Source organism: Variovorax sp. dw_954, assembly GCF_018449755.1.
Lineage (GTDB): Bacteria > Pseudomonadota > Gammaproteobacteria > Burkholderiales > Burkholderiaceae_C > Variovorax.
The window spans coordinates 120,192-138,094 of record NZ_JAAVVD010000006.1 but is presented as its reverse complement, the minus strand read 5'-3'; the positions used below and the strand labels follow the sequence as shown (position 1 = coordinate 138,094).

Below are 17,903 nucleotides of genomic sequence, written 5' to 3'. Positions count from 1 at the left end.
CAAGCTGCCGCGGGCCAATGTAGCTGAAAGACCTGAGCGCAACGCACCCGGTAACGCCTCGTTGCACCAAAGTGCACAGGGCCATTCCCCAACGTGCGTTTGCATGCGGGTATGCAAGCTAGTAAGGTGGTTCGCTTCGCCTGCCAGGGCACATGCTCATGCGACAACTGCTTCTGCTTCGTGGCGCCTTCAACCTGCTCTTCGGCGCTTGCCTTCTGCTGGCGCCGAACGACATGCCGCTCGGCGGCTACTACGGCGTGGGCGACGGCTTGCTCGGCCTGGGCCTTGCCATTGCGTTGTTTCGCAGCGTGCGGGGGCAATGGCTGTTCTTCGTGACGCTGCTCGATGCCATGGTGCGCTTGGTGTTCGGCGGCACGATCCTGCTGAACCCCAACATCACGTCGAACCTGTTCACCGGCGCCTTCTTCACGACCGCGGTCGTCACCGTCTTCATCGCGCTGGGCATCACCGGCGTGATCTATGCCTTGATGCGGGCGTTGCGGCAGCGCGGCGAGGCCGAAGTCGACAAGTCCCTGCTATGGCCGGTGGTGGCGTCCAGCGTGTGCACGGCGCTCTTCGGCATGGGCCTGTTGCTGGGGCCGGTCGGGAGCGGTGAGCGGCGTCTCGTGGCGTGCGTCTATGGCGTGGCGTTCGGATTGATCCTGCTGCTGGCGGGGCTGCGCAGCCGCAAGGCGGGCGCGACGGCGTGAGGTGGAACTTTCGCGGCATGGGGTGTTCAGAGGGAGTCCTTGTCCCTGCCGCTGCGCCGTCTTGCGAATGCCTTTCCGCCCTTTCTTTCCTGGTCCCGTTGCCTGCCTGATTCCCGTCATCTTCCTGGCCGCCACGGGTGCGGCGCACGCGCAAGCCTTGCCCGCCGGCGTGCGCCTTGGGATGACGGCGGCTGAGTTGCAGGCCGTGCTGCCGACGCTGGAACGCGTGCCCCGGCCCCAGCGGCTGGCGGGCGGCCTGGCCGGCGCCTGGCACGGTGCGCCGGGCCTGGTCAGCGGACTCCCCCTGGAGACGACCTGGTACTTCGGCGGCGCGCAGCTCAAGCGCGTGGAGTTCAGTGCCAACATCCAGGACCGGGCGGACCTTGGGGCGGACGCTTTCAATGAAATCGTCGCATGGGGTCGCGGCGCGTTCGGCCCGGAACTGGCGTCGCGCGACAGCGGCAGCGAGATCGCGTCGTGGGTCGATGGCGGCATGGACGTCTATGTCCAGCGCGTCGGCGATACGCACCGGGCCAGCGTGCGGCTGGTCTACAAGGCGCGGGTGCTGAAGGATGGCGCTGAACTCTAGTCTTCCAGCAGCATCCCGCGCTGTTCGATGAAGGCCACCACCTCGGCCAGGCCAGTGTTGGTCTTGAGGTTGGTCATGACGTAGGGCCGCTGCTTGCGCATGCGCCTGGTGTCGGCCTCCATCACGCCGAGGTCGGCGCCGACGTAGGGTGCGAGATCGGTCTTGTTGATGACGAAGAGATCGCTCTTCGTGATGCCGGGGCCGCCCTTGCGCGGGATCTTCTCGCCGGCGGCGACGTCGATCACGTAGATGGTGAGGTCGCTCAGCTCGGGGCTGAAGGTGGCGGCCAGGTTGTCGCCGCCCGACTCCACGAACACCACGTCGGCATCCGGAAACTCGCCCAGCATGCGGTCGATGGCCTCGAGGTTGATGGAGGCGTCCTCGCGGATCGCGGTGTGCGGGCAGCCGCCGGTTTCCACGCCCATGATGCGCTCGGCCGGCAAGGCGCCAGCGACGGTGAGCAGGCGCTGGTCTTCCTTGGTGTAGATGTCGTTGGTGATGGCGATGAGGTCGTACTTGTCGCGCATCGACTTGCAGAGCATTTCGAGCAGCGTGGTCTTGCCGGAACCCACCGGCCCGCCGATGCCCACGCGCAGCGGCGGCAGTTTCTTGGTGCGGTTGGCGATGTGGTGCAGTGCGGAGGCCATGGTGTTTGCTCGCAGGAAAGTCAGCTTCGAAAGAGGCGGGAATATTGGGCTTCGTGCCGGGCGGAATAGACCGCGAGCATCGGCGAGAAGGCCTGGCGGTCGTCGTCCGTGAGTGTGATCGCATCATCGACCGCTTGGGGGATTTCCCGGGCGAGGCGGCCGAGGATGCGCTGGCCTGCGCTCTGGCCCAGGGGCACGCACTTGACGGCCGCGCCGGTCATGTTCTCGGCCCAGCCAAAGGTGAAGGCCAGGCAGCCATCGCGCACGGTGGCATCGGTACGGCTGGCCGCGAAGGCGAAGGCCACGGGGTAGGTGACGGGCAAGCCACCGAAGTTGCTTGCAATGTCGTCGTGATGCAGCTTGAGCCACTCGACAAAGGAGCGGCCCATCTGCTCGGACTGCAGCAGGAATTCGGCGGACTCGCGAGTCTGCAGCACCCAGGCATTGAGCATGCGGATGCGGTCGGCATCATGAGCGCGCCAGGCCGCGATCGCCTGCGCGACGACGGGCAGATCGCCGCGTGCGAGGCTCAGGTGAAGCTGGTCGACGATCCAGTCGGAGGCTCGTGCTTCGGTCGTCAAGCCTGCCCATTCCACGCCGGCTTCCAGGCCTTCGGAATACGAGAAACCGCCGATCGGCAACGCGGGCGAGGCGAGCCAGATCAATTGCAGCAGGCTGGCTGCGGGGAGTGCCGCAGGGTCAGCGGGGGGAGCGTCGGGCATCAGTGCGAATGGCCGTGGGAGTGATCGTGGTCGTGGTCGTGGCCGTGTGCGTGGTCATCGTGGGCAGGCGTGCCGCCGTAGGCATCCGGATGCAGCACCGGGCCGACCGGCGTTGCCCCGCCATGCGAATGGTCATGGCCGTGCGAATGGTCATGGTCATGGTCGTGCGCGTGGCCGTGATCGTGGCCATGCCCGGCGCCTTGTGCACCGTATGCGCCGCCTTCCGGCTCGAAGGCCTCATTGGCCTCGTGGACGATCAGGTGCATCGAGCGCAGCATCGCGGCCAGCACGTGGTCAGGCTCGATCTTCAGGTGATCGGGCTTGAGCTCGATCGGCACATGCCGGTTGCCCAGGTGATAGGCCGCGCGCGTCAGGTCGAAGGGCGTGCCGTGCGCCGTGCAGTACGTGATGACCAGCACCGACTGCGGCGCCGCGATGACGCGCACCAGCGAGCCGTCTTCCGCGACCAGCATATCGCCGCCGCGCACGGCCGTGCCGCGCGGCAGGAACACGCCGATCTGGCGGCCCTGCGAGTCGGTCGCGTCGAAGCGGCTCTTCTGGCGCACGTCCCAGTCGAGTTCGATGGTGGCGGCGCGCCTGAGCAGGACGGGGGCGAGGCCCTTGCCTTGCGGCATCAGTTTGTTGGCGGTGAGCATGGGACTTGATCGATGGGCGGAGGCTGGATAATATAACAACCGTTATAACTTCAGGGGATGCTGGTGTCCGCTCTCAAACTCACGCAAATCGGAAACTCCGTCGGTGTCATCCTGCCGAAGGAAATGCTCGCGTACCTGAAGGTCGAGAAGGGCGACACGCTGTTCGTGAGCGAAGCGCCCAACGGCGGGTACACGCTGACGCCGTACAGTCCGGAATTCGAGGCGCAGATGGGAGCCGCTCGTCGCATCATGAAGAAGCGGCGCAATGTGTTGCGCGAACTCGCCAAGTGAGCGCGGCCAACCAGGGGTGGGTCTGGCTGGATCCCGCTGTGGTACGAGCGGCGCACGACGAGCAACTCACCGAGCATGGTGGCCCTTCCGGCATACGCGATCCGAATCTTCTGGCCTCTGCGCTTGGCCGACCGCAGCAGTTGGCGAACTACGGCGCGCCGGATGTCGCCGATCTTGCTGCCGCATACGGATTCGGTATCGCACGCAATCATCCGTTCATCGATGGAAACAAGCGCACCGCATTCGTGGCCATCGAATTGTTCCTTTGGCTGAATGGCCATGAACTCATCGCGACTGATGCGGAATGCGTCTTGACGATCCTCGATCTGGCAGCGGGTCGGCTCGAAGAGGCTGCGCTTTCCAACTGGATCCGCGAGCACATCGCGCCGCACGCCGGCTGACGCATCGCCGGGCCTCATACCCGGCTGAGCAACTCCGCCTTCTTGCTGGCGAATTCATCGTCGCTGAGGATGCCTTTGGCGCGCAGGTCGGCGAGGCGCTCGATGGTGGCGAAGATGTCCTGCTGGTTGCCCAAGGGGGCACTGTTGTTGAAGCCGTTGCCGTTGCCGAAGCCAGCGCCCGAATTGACCGGCTCGACGTACGCAGGCGCGGGCGGCGCCGCATAAGGTGCCACATAAGGCGCCACGCCATCGACCGAGATCACCGGCAGGCTCGCCACGTCGATCAGCCCGTACTGGCTGTTGAAGCTCAGGCTCCCGCCATAGGACTGCTGCTGCCCGAAGCCGCCGATCTGGTGGTCCAGCGTGTCGTACACCGTCACGCGTCCATTGACCTCGATGGCCAGGCGACGCGCCTGTGCGAAGTACGCATAGCGCACGCCGTTCTGTGCGCCGGTGCTGTTCGGAAAGCGCAGGTCGGAAGGCCACCAGTCGTTGCTGGTGCCGGGCACGAACAGGCTGTTCTGGCCGAAGGCGCCGTTGCCTTGCTGCTGGCTGTTCTGGTTGTAGCCGCCGTAGCTCGTCTGCGCCTGCCCGTTGTTGTAGCCGTTGCCCTGGCTCTGCGACTGGAAGCTGCCGCTGCGCACCAGGTCGGGCTGGCTCGCGACCAGGTTCGACAGGTCGTTGCAAAGGCCGTCGACGCGGCCCTTCAGGTAATTGTTGAACATGTCCGACAGCATGATCATGCCGCCGCGCATCCACTGGCCGGAGCCGGAGAACTCGGGATGGTTGAACTGGGCCTGGCTGCCGTTGCCGTTGATCACCGAGTCCAGCATGCTGAGCGTCGCGTCCACGCTGAAGCCATTGCGCTGCGCGATGTCGTTGATGACCTGCTGGCCGGCGGGGGAGAGTTGTCGCATGACGGTGTCTTGTCGAAAGGAGGGGGCGCGATTGTGGGGCTTCGACAAGACACTGTCGCGGCACGGTCTTTCAGAACAAAAAGTAACGCTGCGTCATCGGCAATGAGACCGCCGGCTCGCAGGTCAGCAGGTTGCCGTCGGCGCGCACCGCATAGGTCTGCGCATCGATCTCCATCCGGGGCACGTAGCCGTTGTGCACCATGTGCTGCTTGCGCACGCCGCGGATGTTTTTCACCGCGCTCAATGTCTTGGACAGGCCATAGCGCTGGCCGATGCCCGCCGCCAAACCGGCCTGCGACACGAAAGTGAGCGAACTGCGTGCCAGCGAGCCGCCATACGCACCGAACATGGGCCGGTAGTGCACCGGTTGGGGCGTCGGGATCGATGCGCTCGGGTCCCCCATCGCGGCCATCGCGATGGTGCCGCCCTTGATGATGGTGAAGGGCTTGACGCCGAAGAAGGCCGGCTTCCACACCACCAGGTCGGCCCACTTGCCGACTTCGATGCTGCCCACCTCATGCGAGATGCCGTGCGAGATCGCCGGGTTGATCGTGTACTTGGCAACATACCGCTTTGCGCGGAAGTTGTCGTTGCGCGTGCCGTCTTCCGGCAGCTTGCCGCGTTGGCCCTTCATCTTGTGCGCCGTCTGCCAGGTCCGGATGATGACTTCGCCGACGCGGCCCATGGCCTGGGAGTCGGAGCTGAACATGCTGATCGCGCCGAGGTCATGCAGGATGTCCTCCGCCGCGATGGTCTCCTTGCGGATGCGCGATTCGGCGAAGGCCAGGTCTTCCGCGATGCCGGCGTCCAGGTGGTGGCAGACCATCAGCATGTCGACGTGCTCGTCGAGCGTGTTGACCGTGTAGGGCATCGTCGGGTTGGTGGAGGAGGGCAGGAAGTTGTCCTCGCCGACCACGCGCAGGATGTCGGGCGCATGGCCGCCGCCCGCGCCTTCGGTGTGGAAGGCGCAGATGCCGCGGCCCTTCACTGCCGCGATGGTGTTCTCGACGAAGCCCGATTCGTTGAGCGTGTCGCTGTGGATGGCGACTTGCGTGTCGGTGGCGTCGGCCACATCGAGGCAGTTGCTGATCGCGGCGGGCGTGGTGCCCCAGTCTTCATGCAGCTTGAGGCCGATGACGCCGGCGTCGATCTGCTCGTGCAGCGCGGCCGGCAGGCTTGCATTGCCCTTGCCGAGGAAGCCGAGGTTCATCGGGAACGCATCGGCCGCTTGCAGCATGCGTTCGATGTGCCACGGTCCTGGCGTTGCGGTGGTGGCGAAGGTGCCCGTCGCCGGGCCGGTGCCGCCGCCGAGCATCGTGGTCACGCCGGAGCTCAGCGCCTCCTCGATCTGCTGCGGGCAGATGAAGTGGATGTGGCTGTCGATGCCACCCGCCGTGACGATGTTGCCTTCGCAACTGATGACCTCGGTGCCTGGCCCGATGACGATGTCGACACCCGGCTGCACGTCGGGATTGCCAGCCTTGCCGATGGCCACGATGCGCCCGCCCTTCAGGCCGATGTCGGCCTTGACGATGCCCCAGTGGTCGAGGATCAGCGCGTTGGTCATGACGGTGTCGACCGCGCCGTCGGCGCGCGTGCGCTGCGACTGGGCCATGCCGTCGCGGATGGTCTTGCCGCCGCCGAACTTCACTTCCTCGCCGTAGCCGCCGGCGCGCAGCGTGTAGTCGGCCTCGACTTCGATGACGAGGTCGGTGTCGGCGAGGCGGACGCGGTCGCCGACGGTGGGGCCGAAGATCTCGGCGTAGGCGCGTCTTCCAATAGTTGCCATTTCAGTTTTCCGCCGTGCTACCGCGCGACCCGCGACGCGTGAAACTGGCGCGGCCAGATACCAGGGATACCGCGGAACCGGCTTTGCCGGGCCGCTGGTATCGCCCCCTTGAGGGGCTGAGGGCCGCGGCTCCAAGCCTGCCTGCGCAGGCTTGGACGGCCCGCAAGAGCAGCCGCCTCTGGCGGCCGCCCGTGGCGCCGCAGGCGCATTCGGGGGTGGGCTTCATCTTCAGACTTTTCCTTGAATAAGGCCGCGAAAGCCGTAGACGATGCGGTCGCCGCTGAAATCACACAGCTCGACCCTGCGTTGCTGTCCGGGCTCGAAACGCACGGCCGTGCCCGATGCGATGTTCAGCCGCATGCCGCGCGCGGCTTCGCGGTCGAAGCCGAGTGCGCCGTTGGTCTCGGCGAAGTGATAATGCGAGCCGACCTGGATCGGGCGGTCTGCGGTGTTCTGCACGACCATCGTCACGGTGCGGCGGCCGGGGTTGAGAACGTGTTCGCCCTCGTCGGTGATGAGTTCGCCGGGAATCATGTTCAGGCCACCTGCGCGAGCAGCGTCACGCCGAACAGCGCGACAGCGGCGCCGGCAATGCGCGGGAGCAAGGTCCCGCGTCGGCGCAGGACCCAGCCGACCGCGATGCCGGCGATGTGCAGCAGAATCGTCGCGAGCACCATGCCGGCGACCGCCGCAGCGGCGCCGGTCTCACCCGACAGTTCGTAGCCATGCGCCACGCCATGGAAGACGGCGAACACCCCGACCACCGCCGCCGCGACCGGACCGGGCAGGCGCAAGCGCGTGGCGACCAGCAGCCCCACCACCAGCAAGGACGCCGCGATCATCGGTTCGACCGCCGGCACCTGCACCCCCGCCAGCCCCAGCAGCGCACCGGCCAGCAGCATCGCCGCAAAGCCCAGCGGCGCCCAGGCCAGGTCGCGCGCGCCGCGTGCGGCCAGCGCGCTCCAGAGACCCACGCCGACCATCGCGGCCAGGTGGTCCATGCCGGTGAACGGATGCAGGAAGCCCTGCGCGAAGCCGGCCGCGTGGTGCGCAGCGCCATCGACGCCGACATGGGCCGCGGCCGCGAGCGGCAGGGCGACGAGCAAGGCAAGGAAAGTGGAACGCGACAACAGGCGCATGAAGTTCTCCGCTGGGGCTGGGTAAAGGGGGGGTCAGACGATCGGCTGGTGCACGGTGACCAACTTGGTGCCGTCGGGGAAGGTGGCTTCGACCTGGATGTCCGGGATCATCTCCGGCACGCCGTCCATCACGTCGGCGCGGGTGAGCACGCTGCGGCCTTCGCTCATCAGCGCGGCCACGCTCTTGCCGTCGCGTGCGCCTTCCATGACGGCCGCCGAGATCAGCGCGACGGCCTCGGGGTAGTTGAGCTTCAGCCCGCGCGCCTGGCGGCGTTCGGCCAGCAGCGCCGCCGTGAAGATCAGCAGCTTGTCTTTTTCGCGGGGAGTCAATTCCATGGTTGGATCTGGCGGCGTGGACGCGGCGGATGATGTGCGGGCAGGTCACATTGCAACAGTCGTGCCGCGCCCCCGGGCACCGTCTTCCCGGTGCTTCCTTCCCAGGAACACCGAGGCTTTGCCGGGCCTCTGGCGTTGCCCCCGGCAGGGGGTGGGGGTCGCGCACGAAGTGCGCAGCGACATGGGGGCGAGCCAAATGTTTTCGGGCATGAAAGCTGCACGGACCCTGCGTGAGTCTCGCCCCGCCCATCCTCCCGCCTGAAGCCGTCACCGCGGAAACCGACGACGATGCCCCCCAGCGCATCGTCAAGGTGCGCCGCGACTACAACAGCTGGGTCGCGAGCGAGACGCTGGAAGACTATGCCCTGCGCTACACCCCGCAGCGCTTCCGCAAGTGGTCGGAATGGCGCGTCGCCAACACGGCCTTCGGCGCCGCCTCCTTCCTGATCCTCGAAGCGGTCGGCGCCACCCTGCTGGTGCAGTACGGTTTCCTCAATGCCTTCTGGGCCATCCTCACGACCGGCCTCATCATCTTTCTCGCAGGCCTGCCGATCAGCGTCTATGCCGCGCGCTACGGCGTCGACATGGACCTGCTCACGCGCGGCGCCGGCTTCGGCTACATCGGCTCGACCATCACCTCGCTGATCTACGCCTCCTTCACCTTCATCTTCTTCGCGCTGGAAGCCGCGGTGATGGCCTATGCGCTGGAGCTGTCGTTGGGCATTCCGCCGGCCTGGGGCTACCTGGTCTGCGCACTGGTGGTCATTCCGCTGGTGACGCATGGGGTGTCTGTCATCAGCCGCCTGCAACTCTGGACGCAGCCGATCTGGTTGATCATGCTGGTGGTGCCCTTCGGCTACGTGCTGGCGCGCGATCCTGGTGCGTTCTCCGGCATTGCGCACTACAGCGGTGTCAAATCGGACATTGCGGGCTTCAACATGCACCTGTTCGGTGCCGGCCTCACGGTGGGCATCGCGCTGATCACGCAGATGGGCGAGCAGGCCGACTACCTGCGCTTCATGCCCGTGCGCACCCCCGCCACGCGCGGGCGCTGGTGGGCAGCCGTGCTGGCGGGCGGGCCGGGCTGGGTGGTGCTCGGCGTCGTCAAGATGCTCGGCGGTGCGCTGCTGGCCTACCTGGCCATCACCCACATGGTGCCGCCCGAGCGCGCGGTCGACCCGAACCAGATGTACCTCGCCGCCTACGAGTACGTGTTTCCCAACTACGTCTGGGCGGTGGTGGCGACGGCGGTGTTCGTGGTGATCTCGCAGCTCAAGATCAACGTCACCAACGCCTACGCCGGCTCGCTGGCCTGGAGCAATTTCTTCTCGCGCGTCACGCACAGCCATCCGGGCCGCGTGGTGTGGGTGGTGTTCAACGCGCTGATCGCCTTCATGCTGATGGAGATGAACGTATTCGAGGCCCTGGGCGACGTGCTCGGCCTGTACGCCAACATCGCCATCGCCTGGATGATGGCCGTGGTCGCCGACCTCGTGATCAACAAGCCGCTGGGCCTGTCGCCGCCGGGCATCGAGTTCAAGCGGGCGCACCTGTGGGACATCAACCCGGTCGGCGTGGGTGCGATGGCGCTGGCCTCGGGCCTGTCGATCAGCGCGCACCTCGGCATGTTCGGCCAGATGGCGCAGGCCTTCTCGGCGCTGATCGCGCTGGGCACCGCCTTCGTCGCGACGCCCTTGCTGGCCTGGGCGACGAAGGGCAAGTACTACCTGGCGCGCGGGCCGGTGCATGCGCAGCGCAGCACGGTGCTGTGGGCGCGTGTGGAGACGCCCCCGGGGTCGGACGCAGGCAGCTATCAACGGCTGACGCTGCAACGCTGCGTCATCTGCGAACGCGAATACGAAGGCCCCGATCTGGCCCACTGCCCGGCCTACCAGGGCGCGATCTGCTCGCTGTGCTGCACGCTCGATGCGCGCTGCGGCGACCTCTGCAAGCCGCATGCGGCGCTCTCCGCGCAATGGTCCGCCGTGCTGCGCTGGCTGCTGCCGCGCCGCAGCTGGCGCTACCTCGACACGGGCCTCGGCCACTTCCTGCTGCTCATGATGATCATCGTGCCGCTGCTGGCCGCGGTGTTCGGCGTGCTGTACCAGCAGGAGCTTCGCGCATTGCTGCTGAGCGACGCGGCCGACGCGAGCGCGCAGTCGCTGCGCGGCGGCTTCCTCAAGGCCTACATGGCGCTGCTGCTCATTGCGGGCATCGTGGCCTGGTGGCTGGTGCTCGCGCACCAGAGCCGCAAGGTGGCGCAGGAAGAATCCAACCGGCAGACCCATCTGCTGCAACGCGAGATCGCGCTGCACCGCGAGACCGACCGCGCGCTGCAGGACGCCAAGCAGACCGCCGAGTTGGCCCGTGGGGCCGCCGAGCGAGCCAGGCTCGCGGCCGACCAGGCCAACCAGGCCAAGAGCCGCTACATCTCCTCCATCAGCCACGAGCTGCGCACGCCGCTGAACAGCATCCTGGGCTATGCGCAATTGATGGGCGAGGATGGCTCGGTGCCGCCGCATCGGCGCCAGGCCGTGGCCGTCATCAAGCGCGGCGGCGAGCACTTGCTGACACTGATCGAGGGCACGCTCGACATCGCGCACATCGAGGCCGGCAAGCTCACGCTCAACCCCCGGCCCATGCCCTTCGCCGAAACGATGCAGGAGCTGGCCGACATGTTCGAGCTGCAGGCGGCGGAGAAGGGCCTGGCCTTCCGCTTCGAGCCGAGCGGCGAGTTGCCCGCCGTGGTGCGCGCGGACGAGAAGCGCGTGCGCCAGATCCTCATCAACCTGCTCGGCAACGCGATCAAGTTCACCCGCAGCGGCCAGGTCAGCCTGCGCCTGCGCTATGCGCGCGAGTTCGCCGCGGTCGAGGTCGAGGACACCGGCCCCGGCATGTCGCAAGCCGAACTCGACGTGATCTTCGAGCCTTTCTCGCGCGGTGAATCGCATGGCGCCACCGGTGTGCCGGGCGCTGGCCTCGGCCTCACCATGGCCAAGATGCTGACCGACCTGATGGGCGGCGAGATGAAGGTCCAGAGCACGCCGGGGCAGGGCTCGGTGTTCCGGCTGCGCCTGTTCCTGCCGCGGGTGCATGACGCCCTGCCCGTTGCCGAGCCGGCGCCCCCGACAACGCCGCGCGTGCGCCGCGGCTATCTAGGCGCCCGGCGGCGACTGCTGGTGGTCGACAACGAGGAGGCCGACCGCGACCTGCTGGCCCATGTGCTCACGCCGCTGGGCTTCGAGCTGCGCACCGCCGCCAGCGGCCACGATGCGCTCGACCTCATCGCGGCCGGCTACCGGCCCGATGCGATGTTCGTCGACCTGGCCATGCCCGGCATCGATGGCTGGGAAACCATCCGCCGCGCACATCGGCTGGGCCTGACGCAGGCATCGGTGGCCATCGTCTCGGCCAACGCCTTCGACAAGCGCTTGCAGAACGACGTGGGCATCACGCCCGAGGATTTCTTCGTCAAGCCGGTGCGCCACAGCGATTTGCTCGACTGGCTCGAGCGCCGGCTTTCGCTTCAATGGACCGACAGCACTGCCGCCGCGCCCAAGGCTGCGCCCGCGGTGGCGGCGGCACGGGTGCGGCCCTCCGACGCGCGCCTCAAGGCGCTCGAGGAAGCCGTCGGCCTCGGCTACTTTCGCGGAATCATGAACCAGTTGGACGACATCGATGCGGCGCAACCCGAATGCGCAAGCTGGACCGAGGCGCAGCGCGCGCTCGCGCGGCAATTCCAGTTCGAGGCCATGGGCCGGGTGATTGCGCAATGAGCGCCGCGGGAACGCTCCAAGTTGCGAAATCCCTCTCGGGGGCAGCGAGGGCACGTAGTGCCGAGCGTGGGGGCTGCAATGAACACTGATTCAAGCGCACTGGCCCGCACGCTGCGCGACAACGCCGCCAACAGCGACCTCGTGCTCATCGTCGACGACGTGCCCGACAACCTTGCCGTGCTGCATGACGCGCTCGACGAATCCGGCTACACCGTGCTGATCGCCACCAACGGCGAGCAGGCCCTGCAGCGTGCGGCGCAGGCGCGGCCCGACATCGTGCTGCTCGACGCGATGATGCCGGGCATCGACGGCTTCGAGGTGGCGCGCCGGCTCAAGGCCGACGCCAGCACCGCCCACATCCCGATCGTGTTCATGACCGGCCTGACCGAGACCGAGCATCTCGTCGCGGCGCTCGAAGCCGGTGGCGTCGACTACGTCACCAAGCCGATCAAGCCGAAGGAAGTGCTGGCCCGCATGAACGTCCACTTGCAGGGCGCGCGGCAGGCGCGGCAGGCGGCGCGGCAGGCCGGCCAGGCCCGCAATGCGCTCGATGCCTTCGGCTACGCCAGCATCACCGTGCGCATGCCGGAGGGCCGGCTGATCTGGCAGACCTCGCTGGCGCGCGACCTGCTGTTGCGCTACTGCGGCACCAGCGCGCCCGAGACCCCTGCGGCCGTGCTCGCGTGGCTGCACCAGCATCTGCCCGCCACCCTCGACCGCATCGAGCCGCCGGTGCTGTCCATCGAGCTCGGCGCGGCCCGGCTCAACCTGCGGCTGCACCAGCAGACCGGCCATGACGACGACGGCGCCGAGTGGATGATCATCATGCGCGAGGTGTCCGACACCGCCGTCATCGAAGCCATGAGCCTCAGCCTGAAGCTCACCGCGCGCGAGGCCGAGGTGCTCTACTGGGTGGTCAAGGGCAAGACCAACCGCGACATCGGCGAGATCCTCGGCAGCAGCCCGGCCACGGCCAAGAAGCACCTGGAGCGCGTCTACGTGAAGCTCGGCGTCGAGACGCGCACGGCGGCCGCCGGCGTGGCCATGAAGCGCATCCGCGAGCTGCAGCCGCAATTCGAGATCTGAAGAAGGTGTGGATCTTTCTACTGCGGCCACCGATCTCGGGTCTGCGGTCCTCACCGCACGAGAGTGCGGTTCCGGTCCTCAACCCGAGCTCGGCGCCCTCGCTACGAAATCTTCACACCGTCTGAATTCGACGTGCCGGCATGCAGAATCGCCGGATGCGAATCCTGTTGGCCGAAGACGAAGCCGGTCTGGCGACCTGGCTGACCCGTGCGCTGGAGCAAAGCGATTTCCGTGTCGACTGGGTCGCGGATGGCCGCATGGTGCGCCGGGCCGTCAGGGACACGCGCTACGACGCCTTGATCCTCGACTTGGGCTTGCCGGGCCTGGGCGGCCACGAGGTGCTCGCCGACCTGCGCGCCGCCGACCAGCGCATGCCGATCCTGATCCTCACGGCGCGCGACTCGCTGATGGAGCGCGTGAGCAGCCTGACCGAAGGCGCGGACGACTTCCTGGCCAAGCCCTTCGAGCTGGCCGAACTGGAGGCCCGGCTGGTCGCGTTGATCCGGCGTTCGCGCGGCAGCGAGCATCCGCGCTTTGCCTGCGGCCCGCTGTCCTACGACGCGGGCGCCAAGCAATTCATGCTGTCGCACGAGGCGTTGACGCTGACGCCACGCGAGCATGCGGTGCTGCGAACGCTGATCCAGCACAGCGGCCAGCCGCTGTCCAAGCAGGAGATCGTCGAACGGGTCTTTTCCGATGAACAGGACGTGAGCCCGGACGCGATCGAGGTGCTGGTGTACCGCCTGCGCAAGCGCCTCGAGGCCAGCCCGGTGCGCATCACCACGCTGCGCGGCCTGGGCTACGTGCTCGAATCCACGCCATGAGGTTCGACGCATGGCACCGGGCCAGCCTGCGGCGCACGCTGCTGATGGTCCTGCTGCCCGGCATGCTGCTGCTGGTGGTGGCCGAGTTGTGGCTCACCTGGCGCACCTCGCTCGATGCCGCGAATGCGGCCTATGACCGATCCCTGCTCGGCGCGATCAAGGCCATCGATGCCAACATCTCCACCGAGAGCGGCGGCCTGTCGGTCGAGTTGCCCTACCGCATGCTCGAGTTCTTCGAGCTCACCGCCAGCGGACAGGTCTACTACCGCGTCGCGACCGACGACGCGCTGGTCGAGATCGGCAACGCGGACTTGCCCGCGCCGGCCGGCACGCTGGTGACTGGCCAGCCGCGCTTCTCGGACTCGCTGTACTTCGACGAGCCGGTGCGCGTCGGCACCTATGCCCGGCTCCTCGCCGAACGCATCGGCGGCAGCCAGCGTGACCAGCGCGTGATCATCCAGGTGGCCGAGACATTAGGCTCACGCAATGCCTTCACCCGCAGCCTCGTGTGGCAGTCGGTGCAGCGCGACCTGCTCCTGATCCTGCTGGCGAGCGTGCTGCTTGCCGCGGCCATCGGCTGGGCGTTGAAGCCGCTGCGACGCCTGCATGACGAGGTGCGCTCACGGGCGCCGCAGGATCTCGCGCCGCTGGACACCGAGCGCATCCCGGCCGACGTGCGGCCGCTGGTCGACGCCATCAATCACCACGTGGTGCGCAATCGCGCGCTCACCGAGGCGCGACGGCGCTTCATCGACGATGCCTCGCACCAGCTGCGCACGCCGCTGGCCACGCTGGCGACGCAGGTCGGCTATGCGCTGCGCGAGCCCGACGCCGGGCGCATGCGCGACGCCTTGTCTGCCGTCAAGACGCAACTGGACGAGGCCGTGCGGCAGACCAACCAGATGCTGTCCCTGGCGCGCACGGACGCGGCCGAACTGGAACTGGAGCGCATCGACCTGGTGGCGCTGGCCAGACAGGTCACGCGGGACTGGTGGCCCGCCGCGCGCGACAGCGGCATCGACCTCGGCTTCGACAGCGGCCTGGAACAACTCGAGTTGCCCGCGCATGCGGCGCTGCTGCGCGAGGCGATGTCGAACCTGCTGCACAACGCGATCCGCTACACGCCCCGCGGCGGGCAAGTCACCGTGGCCGTGCGGAGCATGGATGCCATCGCGTGTATCGATGTCATCGACGCCGGACCGGGCATCCCCGCAGACGAAATGCCGCGCGCCGGCGAGCGCTTCTTCCGGGCCAGCAACATGACGCTGCCGGGCTCCGGCCTCGGCCTTGCGATCGTGCGCTCGATTGCGCAGCGCCACGGTGGCGGCATGCGCCTCGCGGCGGGCGGGGGCGGTCGGGGGCTTGTCGTCTCGATCGAACTGCCGCTGGTTTCCTGACGCGGTTCTGACACGGGTTTTCCCTGAGGTTTTGGCCGATTCCCTGAAAGCGCCCTGACAGCCGCCGCTGGCTACAGTGGGCTCACACCCCGAGACAACGCCGGAACACGAGGCCCCATGAGACACCTGCTGCTACTGCTGATCGCGCTGTGCGCAGGCCCTGCGCCGGCACTCGCCGTCGAGTTCGACAAGACCCAGTGCGTGGCGGGCGCCAAGCCCGGTGGCGGCTTCGACCTGACCTGCAAGCTGGCGCAGGCCGGCCTGCTGGAAGGCAAGTACCTTCCCGCGCCGATGCGCATCAGCTACCTGCCCGGCGGCATCGGTGCACTGGCCTACAACGCCTTCGCAACGCAGCGGCCGGCCGAGGCGCAGACGCTGGTGGCTTTCTCCAGCGGTTCGTTGCTGAACATCGCGCAAGGCAAGTTCGGCCCGCATGACGAAGCCGGCGTGCGCTGGGTCGCGGGCGTGGCTGCCGACTACGGCGTGATCGTGGTGGCAGCGAACTCGCCCTTCAAAACGCTGAACGAGCTGATGGCTGCCATCAAGGCCGACCCTTCCAAGGTCGTGTTCGGCGCCGGCGGCACCGTCGGCAGCCAGGACTGGATCAAGGCCGCGATGACGGCGCGGGCGGCCGGCGTGCATCACCGCAACATGCGCCTGGTCGCCTTCGAGGGCGGGGGCGAGGCGCTGCGGGCCTTGCAGGGCAACCATGTGCAGGTCTACACCGGCGATGCCTCCGAGACGGGGACGCAGCTGAAGGATGGCGCACCGGTGCGCGTGCTGGCCGTGATGTCGGAGCAGCGCCTGCCGGGTCCGCTGGCGCAGGTGCCGACGGCGCGCGAAGCCGGCTTCGACCTGGTGTGGCCGATCATCCGCGGCTTCTATGTCGGGCCGAAGGTCAGCGACGCGGACTACAAGGCCTGGAGCGATTTGTTCGCCCGCATGCTGGCCACCAAGGACTACGAGCGATTGCGCAACGAACGCGGGCTGTACGCCTTCGCGATGACCGGCGCCGAGCTCGAAGCGTATGTGAAGCGCAGCGTCGACGGCTATCGCAAGGTGGCCGAGGAATTCGGCCTCAAGGTCGCCCCGCGATAGACGGCGGCCGCCACTCGACCCACCCCTGATTGCCACTGGCAGGTGCGCCTTGCACCCGCCCGGGCGAAGCCTTGTCTTTTCAACTTCAAAGGAGATTTTTCATGCAACTCACCGGCATGCTGCACGGCGCCAAGCTGCTCGAACACGTGGAGTTCCCGACGTCCGAAGTGCTCGGCCCCGAGGCCTCCGAAGGCCAGATCCAGGACCTCATCAAGCGCCATGGCCAGGTCTTCATCAAGCCGCTGTTTCGCGGCGGCGTGGGCAAGAAGGGCAAGTCGGGCCTCATCGGCAAGGCCGGCGACCTGAAGACCGCGCTGGCCGAGAAGGAGCGCCTCTACTTCGCGGAACACAGGCATGGCAACGTGACGGCCAAGGCCAACGGCGTGACCTTCGAAGGCGGTGTGCCGGCCGAGCACGAGATCTATTTCTCGATCACCGACGACACGCGCTTTCGCGCACCGACGATCACCATCACGCACAAGGGCGGCGTCGACATCGAGGAGCTTGGAAAGGATGACATCCGCACCGTGCCCTTCGATGCGCTCACTGGCCTGAAGGCCTTCGTCATCGCCAACGCGCTCACCGACATCGGCGCGCCCCGCGAAATCATCTCTCCGCTGGTGCAGCACCTGCCCAAGCTGTGGGAGCTGATGCACCACTACGGCATGACCACGCTGGAGCTCAACCCGATCCGCATGCGCGCCGACAAGAACGGCCGCCTCACGCCGGTGGCCTGTGACTTCAAGTGCGGCTTCGACCGCGACGACCCGCGCGTCGCGCGCCTGAACCTGCCCGACCACCTGTTCGCGGCCGACGTCTCCGCCTTCGAACAGGAAGTGAACGAACTGCGCACGCACCAGGGCCAGTCGGACGTGTTCGTCATCAACGAGAAGGGCACCATCCTCGCCCCGACCTTCGGCGGCGGCGCGAACAGCCTGGTGACCGAAGTGCTGGGCGAAGCGGCCAGCATCTCCTCCGACTTCGGCGGCAACCCGCCCTACGAAAAGATGAAGGAGGTTGCGCGCATCTGCTATCGCCACTTCCTCAAGCAGTCGAACGTGCTGTTCATCATCGGCGGCAAGTCGAACAACACCGACATCCACGAGACCTTGCGCGCCATGGGCGATGCCTTGCGCGAGCACTTCTCGCAGCACGGGCCGACGCCCCTCTACGTTGTCGTGGGCCGTGGCGGGCCGAACCTGGTGCGCGGCTTCGGCGCGCTGGCCGAGGCCTGTGACGCGCTCGGCGTGCCCTATCGCTTCTTCGGCTTCGACAGCGCGATCTCCGAGGTCGTGAACTATGCGAAGAAGGTCGACGAATGGATGCGTGCGGAAGGACGCGCGCAGATCGCCGCGCACCTCGGCATTGCCACGCCGGCGCCTGCCACCGCGCACGCCACTGTCCAAGCCACGGGCCAGACCGTCGCCCACCACGCCACCCAAGCCGCCGACGAGGCCACCGAACACCACGCTGCCCGTGCCATCACCCAGCCCGCCGCCTACGCCCCAGTCTGAGAGACACGACA

18 protein-coding genes are annotated in these 17,903 nt (G+C 67.4%); 10 read left to right on the top strand and 8 right to left on the bottom strand.

Going from position 1 to position 17,903, the window contains the following annotated elements; translation table 11 throughout:
- The first annotated feature begins 158 nt into the window (after positions 1-158).
- Together HB681_RS12115 and HB681_RS12110 are read left to right on the top strand one after the other, a co-directional pair.
- On the top strand, positions 159-710 hold the full coding sequence (locus HB681_RS12115; protein ID WP_213955070.1) for a hypothetical protein: 552 nt from the start codon (positions 159-161) through the stop codon (positions 708-710).
- A gap of 67 nt (positions 711-777) precedes the next feature.
- The gene (locus HB681_RS12110) at positions 778-1,299 is read left to right on the top strand and encodes a hypothetical protein (protein ID WP_256734920.1); all 522 of its coding nucleotides are present in this window, start codon (positions 778-780) and stop codon (positions 1,297-1,299) included.
- On the opposite strand, the gene ureG is transcribed toward HB681_RS12110, so the two are convergent.
- Genes ureG through ureE form a run of 3 tightly spaced genes read right to left on the bottom strand, consistent with a single transcriptional unit; the run spans position 1,296 to position 3,324 of the window.
- Complete coding sequence (gene ureG, locus HB681_RS12105; RefSeq protein ID WP_213955069.1) at positions 1,296-1,946, bottom strand: urease accessory protein UreG; 651 nt, start codon at positions 1,944-1,946, stop codon at positions 1,296-1,298. The two genes, HB681_RS12110 and ureG, sit on opposite strands and share 4 nt — an antisense overlap.
- A 20-nt stretch (positions 1,947-1,966) precedes the next feature.
- A complete protein-coding gene (locus HB681_RS12100) occupies positions 1,967-2,668 on the bottom strand; it encodes an urease accessory UreF family protein (RefSeq protein ID WP_213955068.1) in 702 nt (233 codons plus the stop codon).
- Positions 2,668-3,324 (bottom strand): urease accessory protein UreE, encoded by a 657-nt coding sequence (gene ureE / locus HB681_RS12095; RefSeq protein WP_213955067.1) that lies wholly within the window; start codon positions 3,322-3,324, stop codon positions 2,668-2,670. Before ureE ends, HB681_RS12100 begins: the two co-directional genes overlap by 1 nt.
- A 63-nt stretch (positions 3,325-3,387) precedes the next feature.
- Between ureE and HB681_RS12090 the strand changes: the two genes are divergently transcribed.
- Together HB681_RS12090 and HB681_RS12085 are read left to right on the top strand one after the other, a co-directional pair.
- A complete protein-coding gene (locus tag HB681_RS12090) occupies positions 3,388-3,615 on the top strand; it encodes an AbrB/MazE/SpoVT family DNA-binding domain-containing protein (protein WP_213955066.1) in 228 nt (75 codons plus the stop codon).
- Positions 3,612-4,016 carry a type II toxin-antitoxin system death-on-curing family toxin gene (locus HB681_RS12085; protein ID WP_213955065.1) on the top strand — a complete coding sequence of 135 codons (405 nt, stop codon included), beginning with the start codon at positions 3,612-3,614 and terminating at the stop codon, positions 4,014-4,016. The genes HB681_RS12090 and HB681_RS12085 overlap by 4 nt, the downstream gene beginning before the upstream one ends.
- A gap of 14 nt (positions 4,017-4,030) precedes the next feature.
- Here HB681_RS12085 and HB681_RS12080 read toward each other — a convergent pair whose 3' ends face one another.
- The 5 genes from HB681_RS12080 to HB681_RS12060 all read right to left on the bottom strand — a co-directional run bounded on the left by HB681_RS12080 (position 4,031) and on the right by HB681_RS12060 (position 8,197).
- Complete coding sequence (locus tag HB681_RS12080) at positions 4,031-4,933, bottom strand: SHOCT domain-containing protein (protein ID WP_213955064.1); 903 nt, start codon at positions 4,931-4,933, stop codon at positions 4,031-4,033.
- A gap of 70 nt (positions 4,934-5,003) precedes the next feature.
- On the bottom strand, positions 5,004-6,722 hold the full coding sequence (gene ureC, locus HB681_RS12075) for an urease subunit alpha (protein WP_213955063.1): 1,719 nt from the start codon (positions 6,720-6,722) through the stop codon (positions 5,004-5,006).
- A 228-nt stretch (positions 6,723-6,950) separates the two neighbouring features.
- A complete protein-coding gene (locus HB681_RS12070) occupies positions 6,951-7,256 on the bottom strand; it encodes an urease subunit beta (RefSeq protein ID WP_213955062.1) in 306 nt (101 codons plus the stop codon).
- Between the two features lie 2 nt (positions 7,257-7,258).
- Complete coding sequence (locus HB681_RS12065) at positions 7,259-7,861, bottom strand: HupE/UreJ family protein (protein WP_213955061.1); 603 nt, start codon at positions 7,859-7,861, stop codon at positions 7,259-7,261.
- 33 nt (positions 7,862-7,894) lie between these two features.
- Positions 7,895-8,197 (bottom strand): urease subunit gamma, encoded by a 303-nt coding sequence (locus HB681_RS12060; protein WP_213955060.1) that lies wholly within the window; start codon positions 8,195-8,197, stop codon positions 7,895-7,897.
- A gap of 230 nt (positions 8,198-8,427) precedes the next feature.
- Here HB681_RS12060 and HB681_RS12055 point away from each other — a divergent pair, with 230 nt between their 5' ends.
- The 6 genes from HB681_RS12055 (at position 8,428) to HB681_RS12030 (ending at position 17,892) form a co-directional block, all read left to right on the top strand.
- Positions 8,428-11,973, top strand: a complete 3,546-nt coding sequence (locus HB681_RS12055; protein WP_345944663.1) for an ATP-binding protein — start codon at positions 8,428-8,430, stop codon at positions 11,971-11,973.
- 78 nt (positions 11,974-12,051) lie between these two features.
- Positions 12,052-13,059 carry a response regulator transcription factor gene (locus HB681_RS12050; RefSeq protein ID WP_213955059.1) on the top strand — a complete coding sequence of 336 codons (1,008 nt, stop codon included), beginning with the start codon at positions 12,052-12,054 and terminating at the stop codon, positions 13,057-13,059.
- A 155-nt stretch (positions 13,060-13,214) separates the two neighbouring features.
- Complete coding sequence (locus HB681_RS12045; protein WP_213955058.1) at positions 13,215-13,883, top strand: response regulator; 669 nt, start codon at positions 13,215-13,217, stop codon at positions 13,881-13,883.
- The gene (locus HB681_RS12040; protein ID WP_256734919.1) at positions 13,880-15,280 is read left to right on the top strand and encodes a sensor histidine kinase; all 1,401 of its coding nucleotides are present in this window, start codon (positions 13,880-13,882) and stop codon (positions 15,278-15,280) included. Before HB681_RS12045 ends, HB681_RS12040 begins: the two co-directional genes overlap by 4 nt.
- A gap of 117 nt (positions 15,281-15,397) precedes the next feature.
- Complete coding sequence (locus tag HB681_RS12035) at positions 15,398-16,378, top strand: tripartite tricarboxylate transporter substrate-binding protein (protein WP_213955057.1); 981 nt, start codon at positions 15,398-15,400, stop codon at positions 16,376-16,378.
- Positions 16,379-16,479: 101 nt separating this feature from the next.
- The gene (locus HB681_RS12030; protein ID WP_213955056.1) at positions 16,480-17,892 is read left to right on the top strand and encodes an ATP citrate lyase citrate-binding domain-containing protein; all 1,413 of its coding nucleotides are present in this window, start codon (positions 16,480-16,482) and stop codon (positions 17,890-17,892) included.
- Positions 17,893-17,903: the final 11 nt, after the last annotated feature.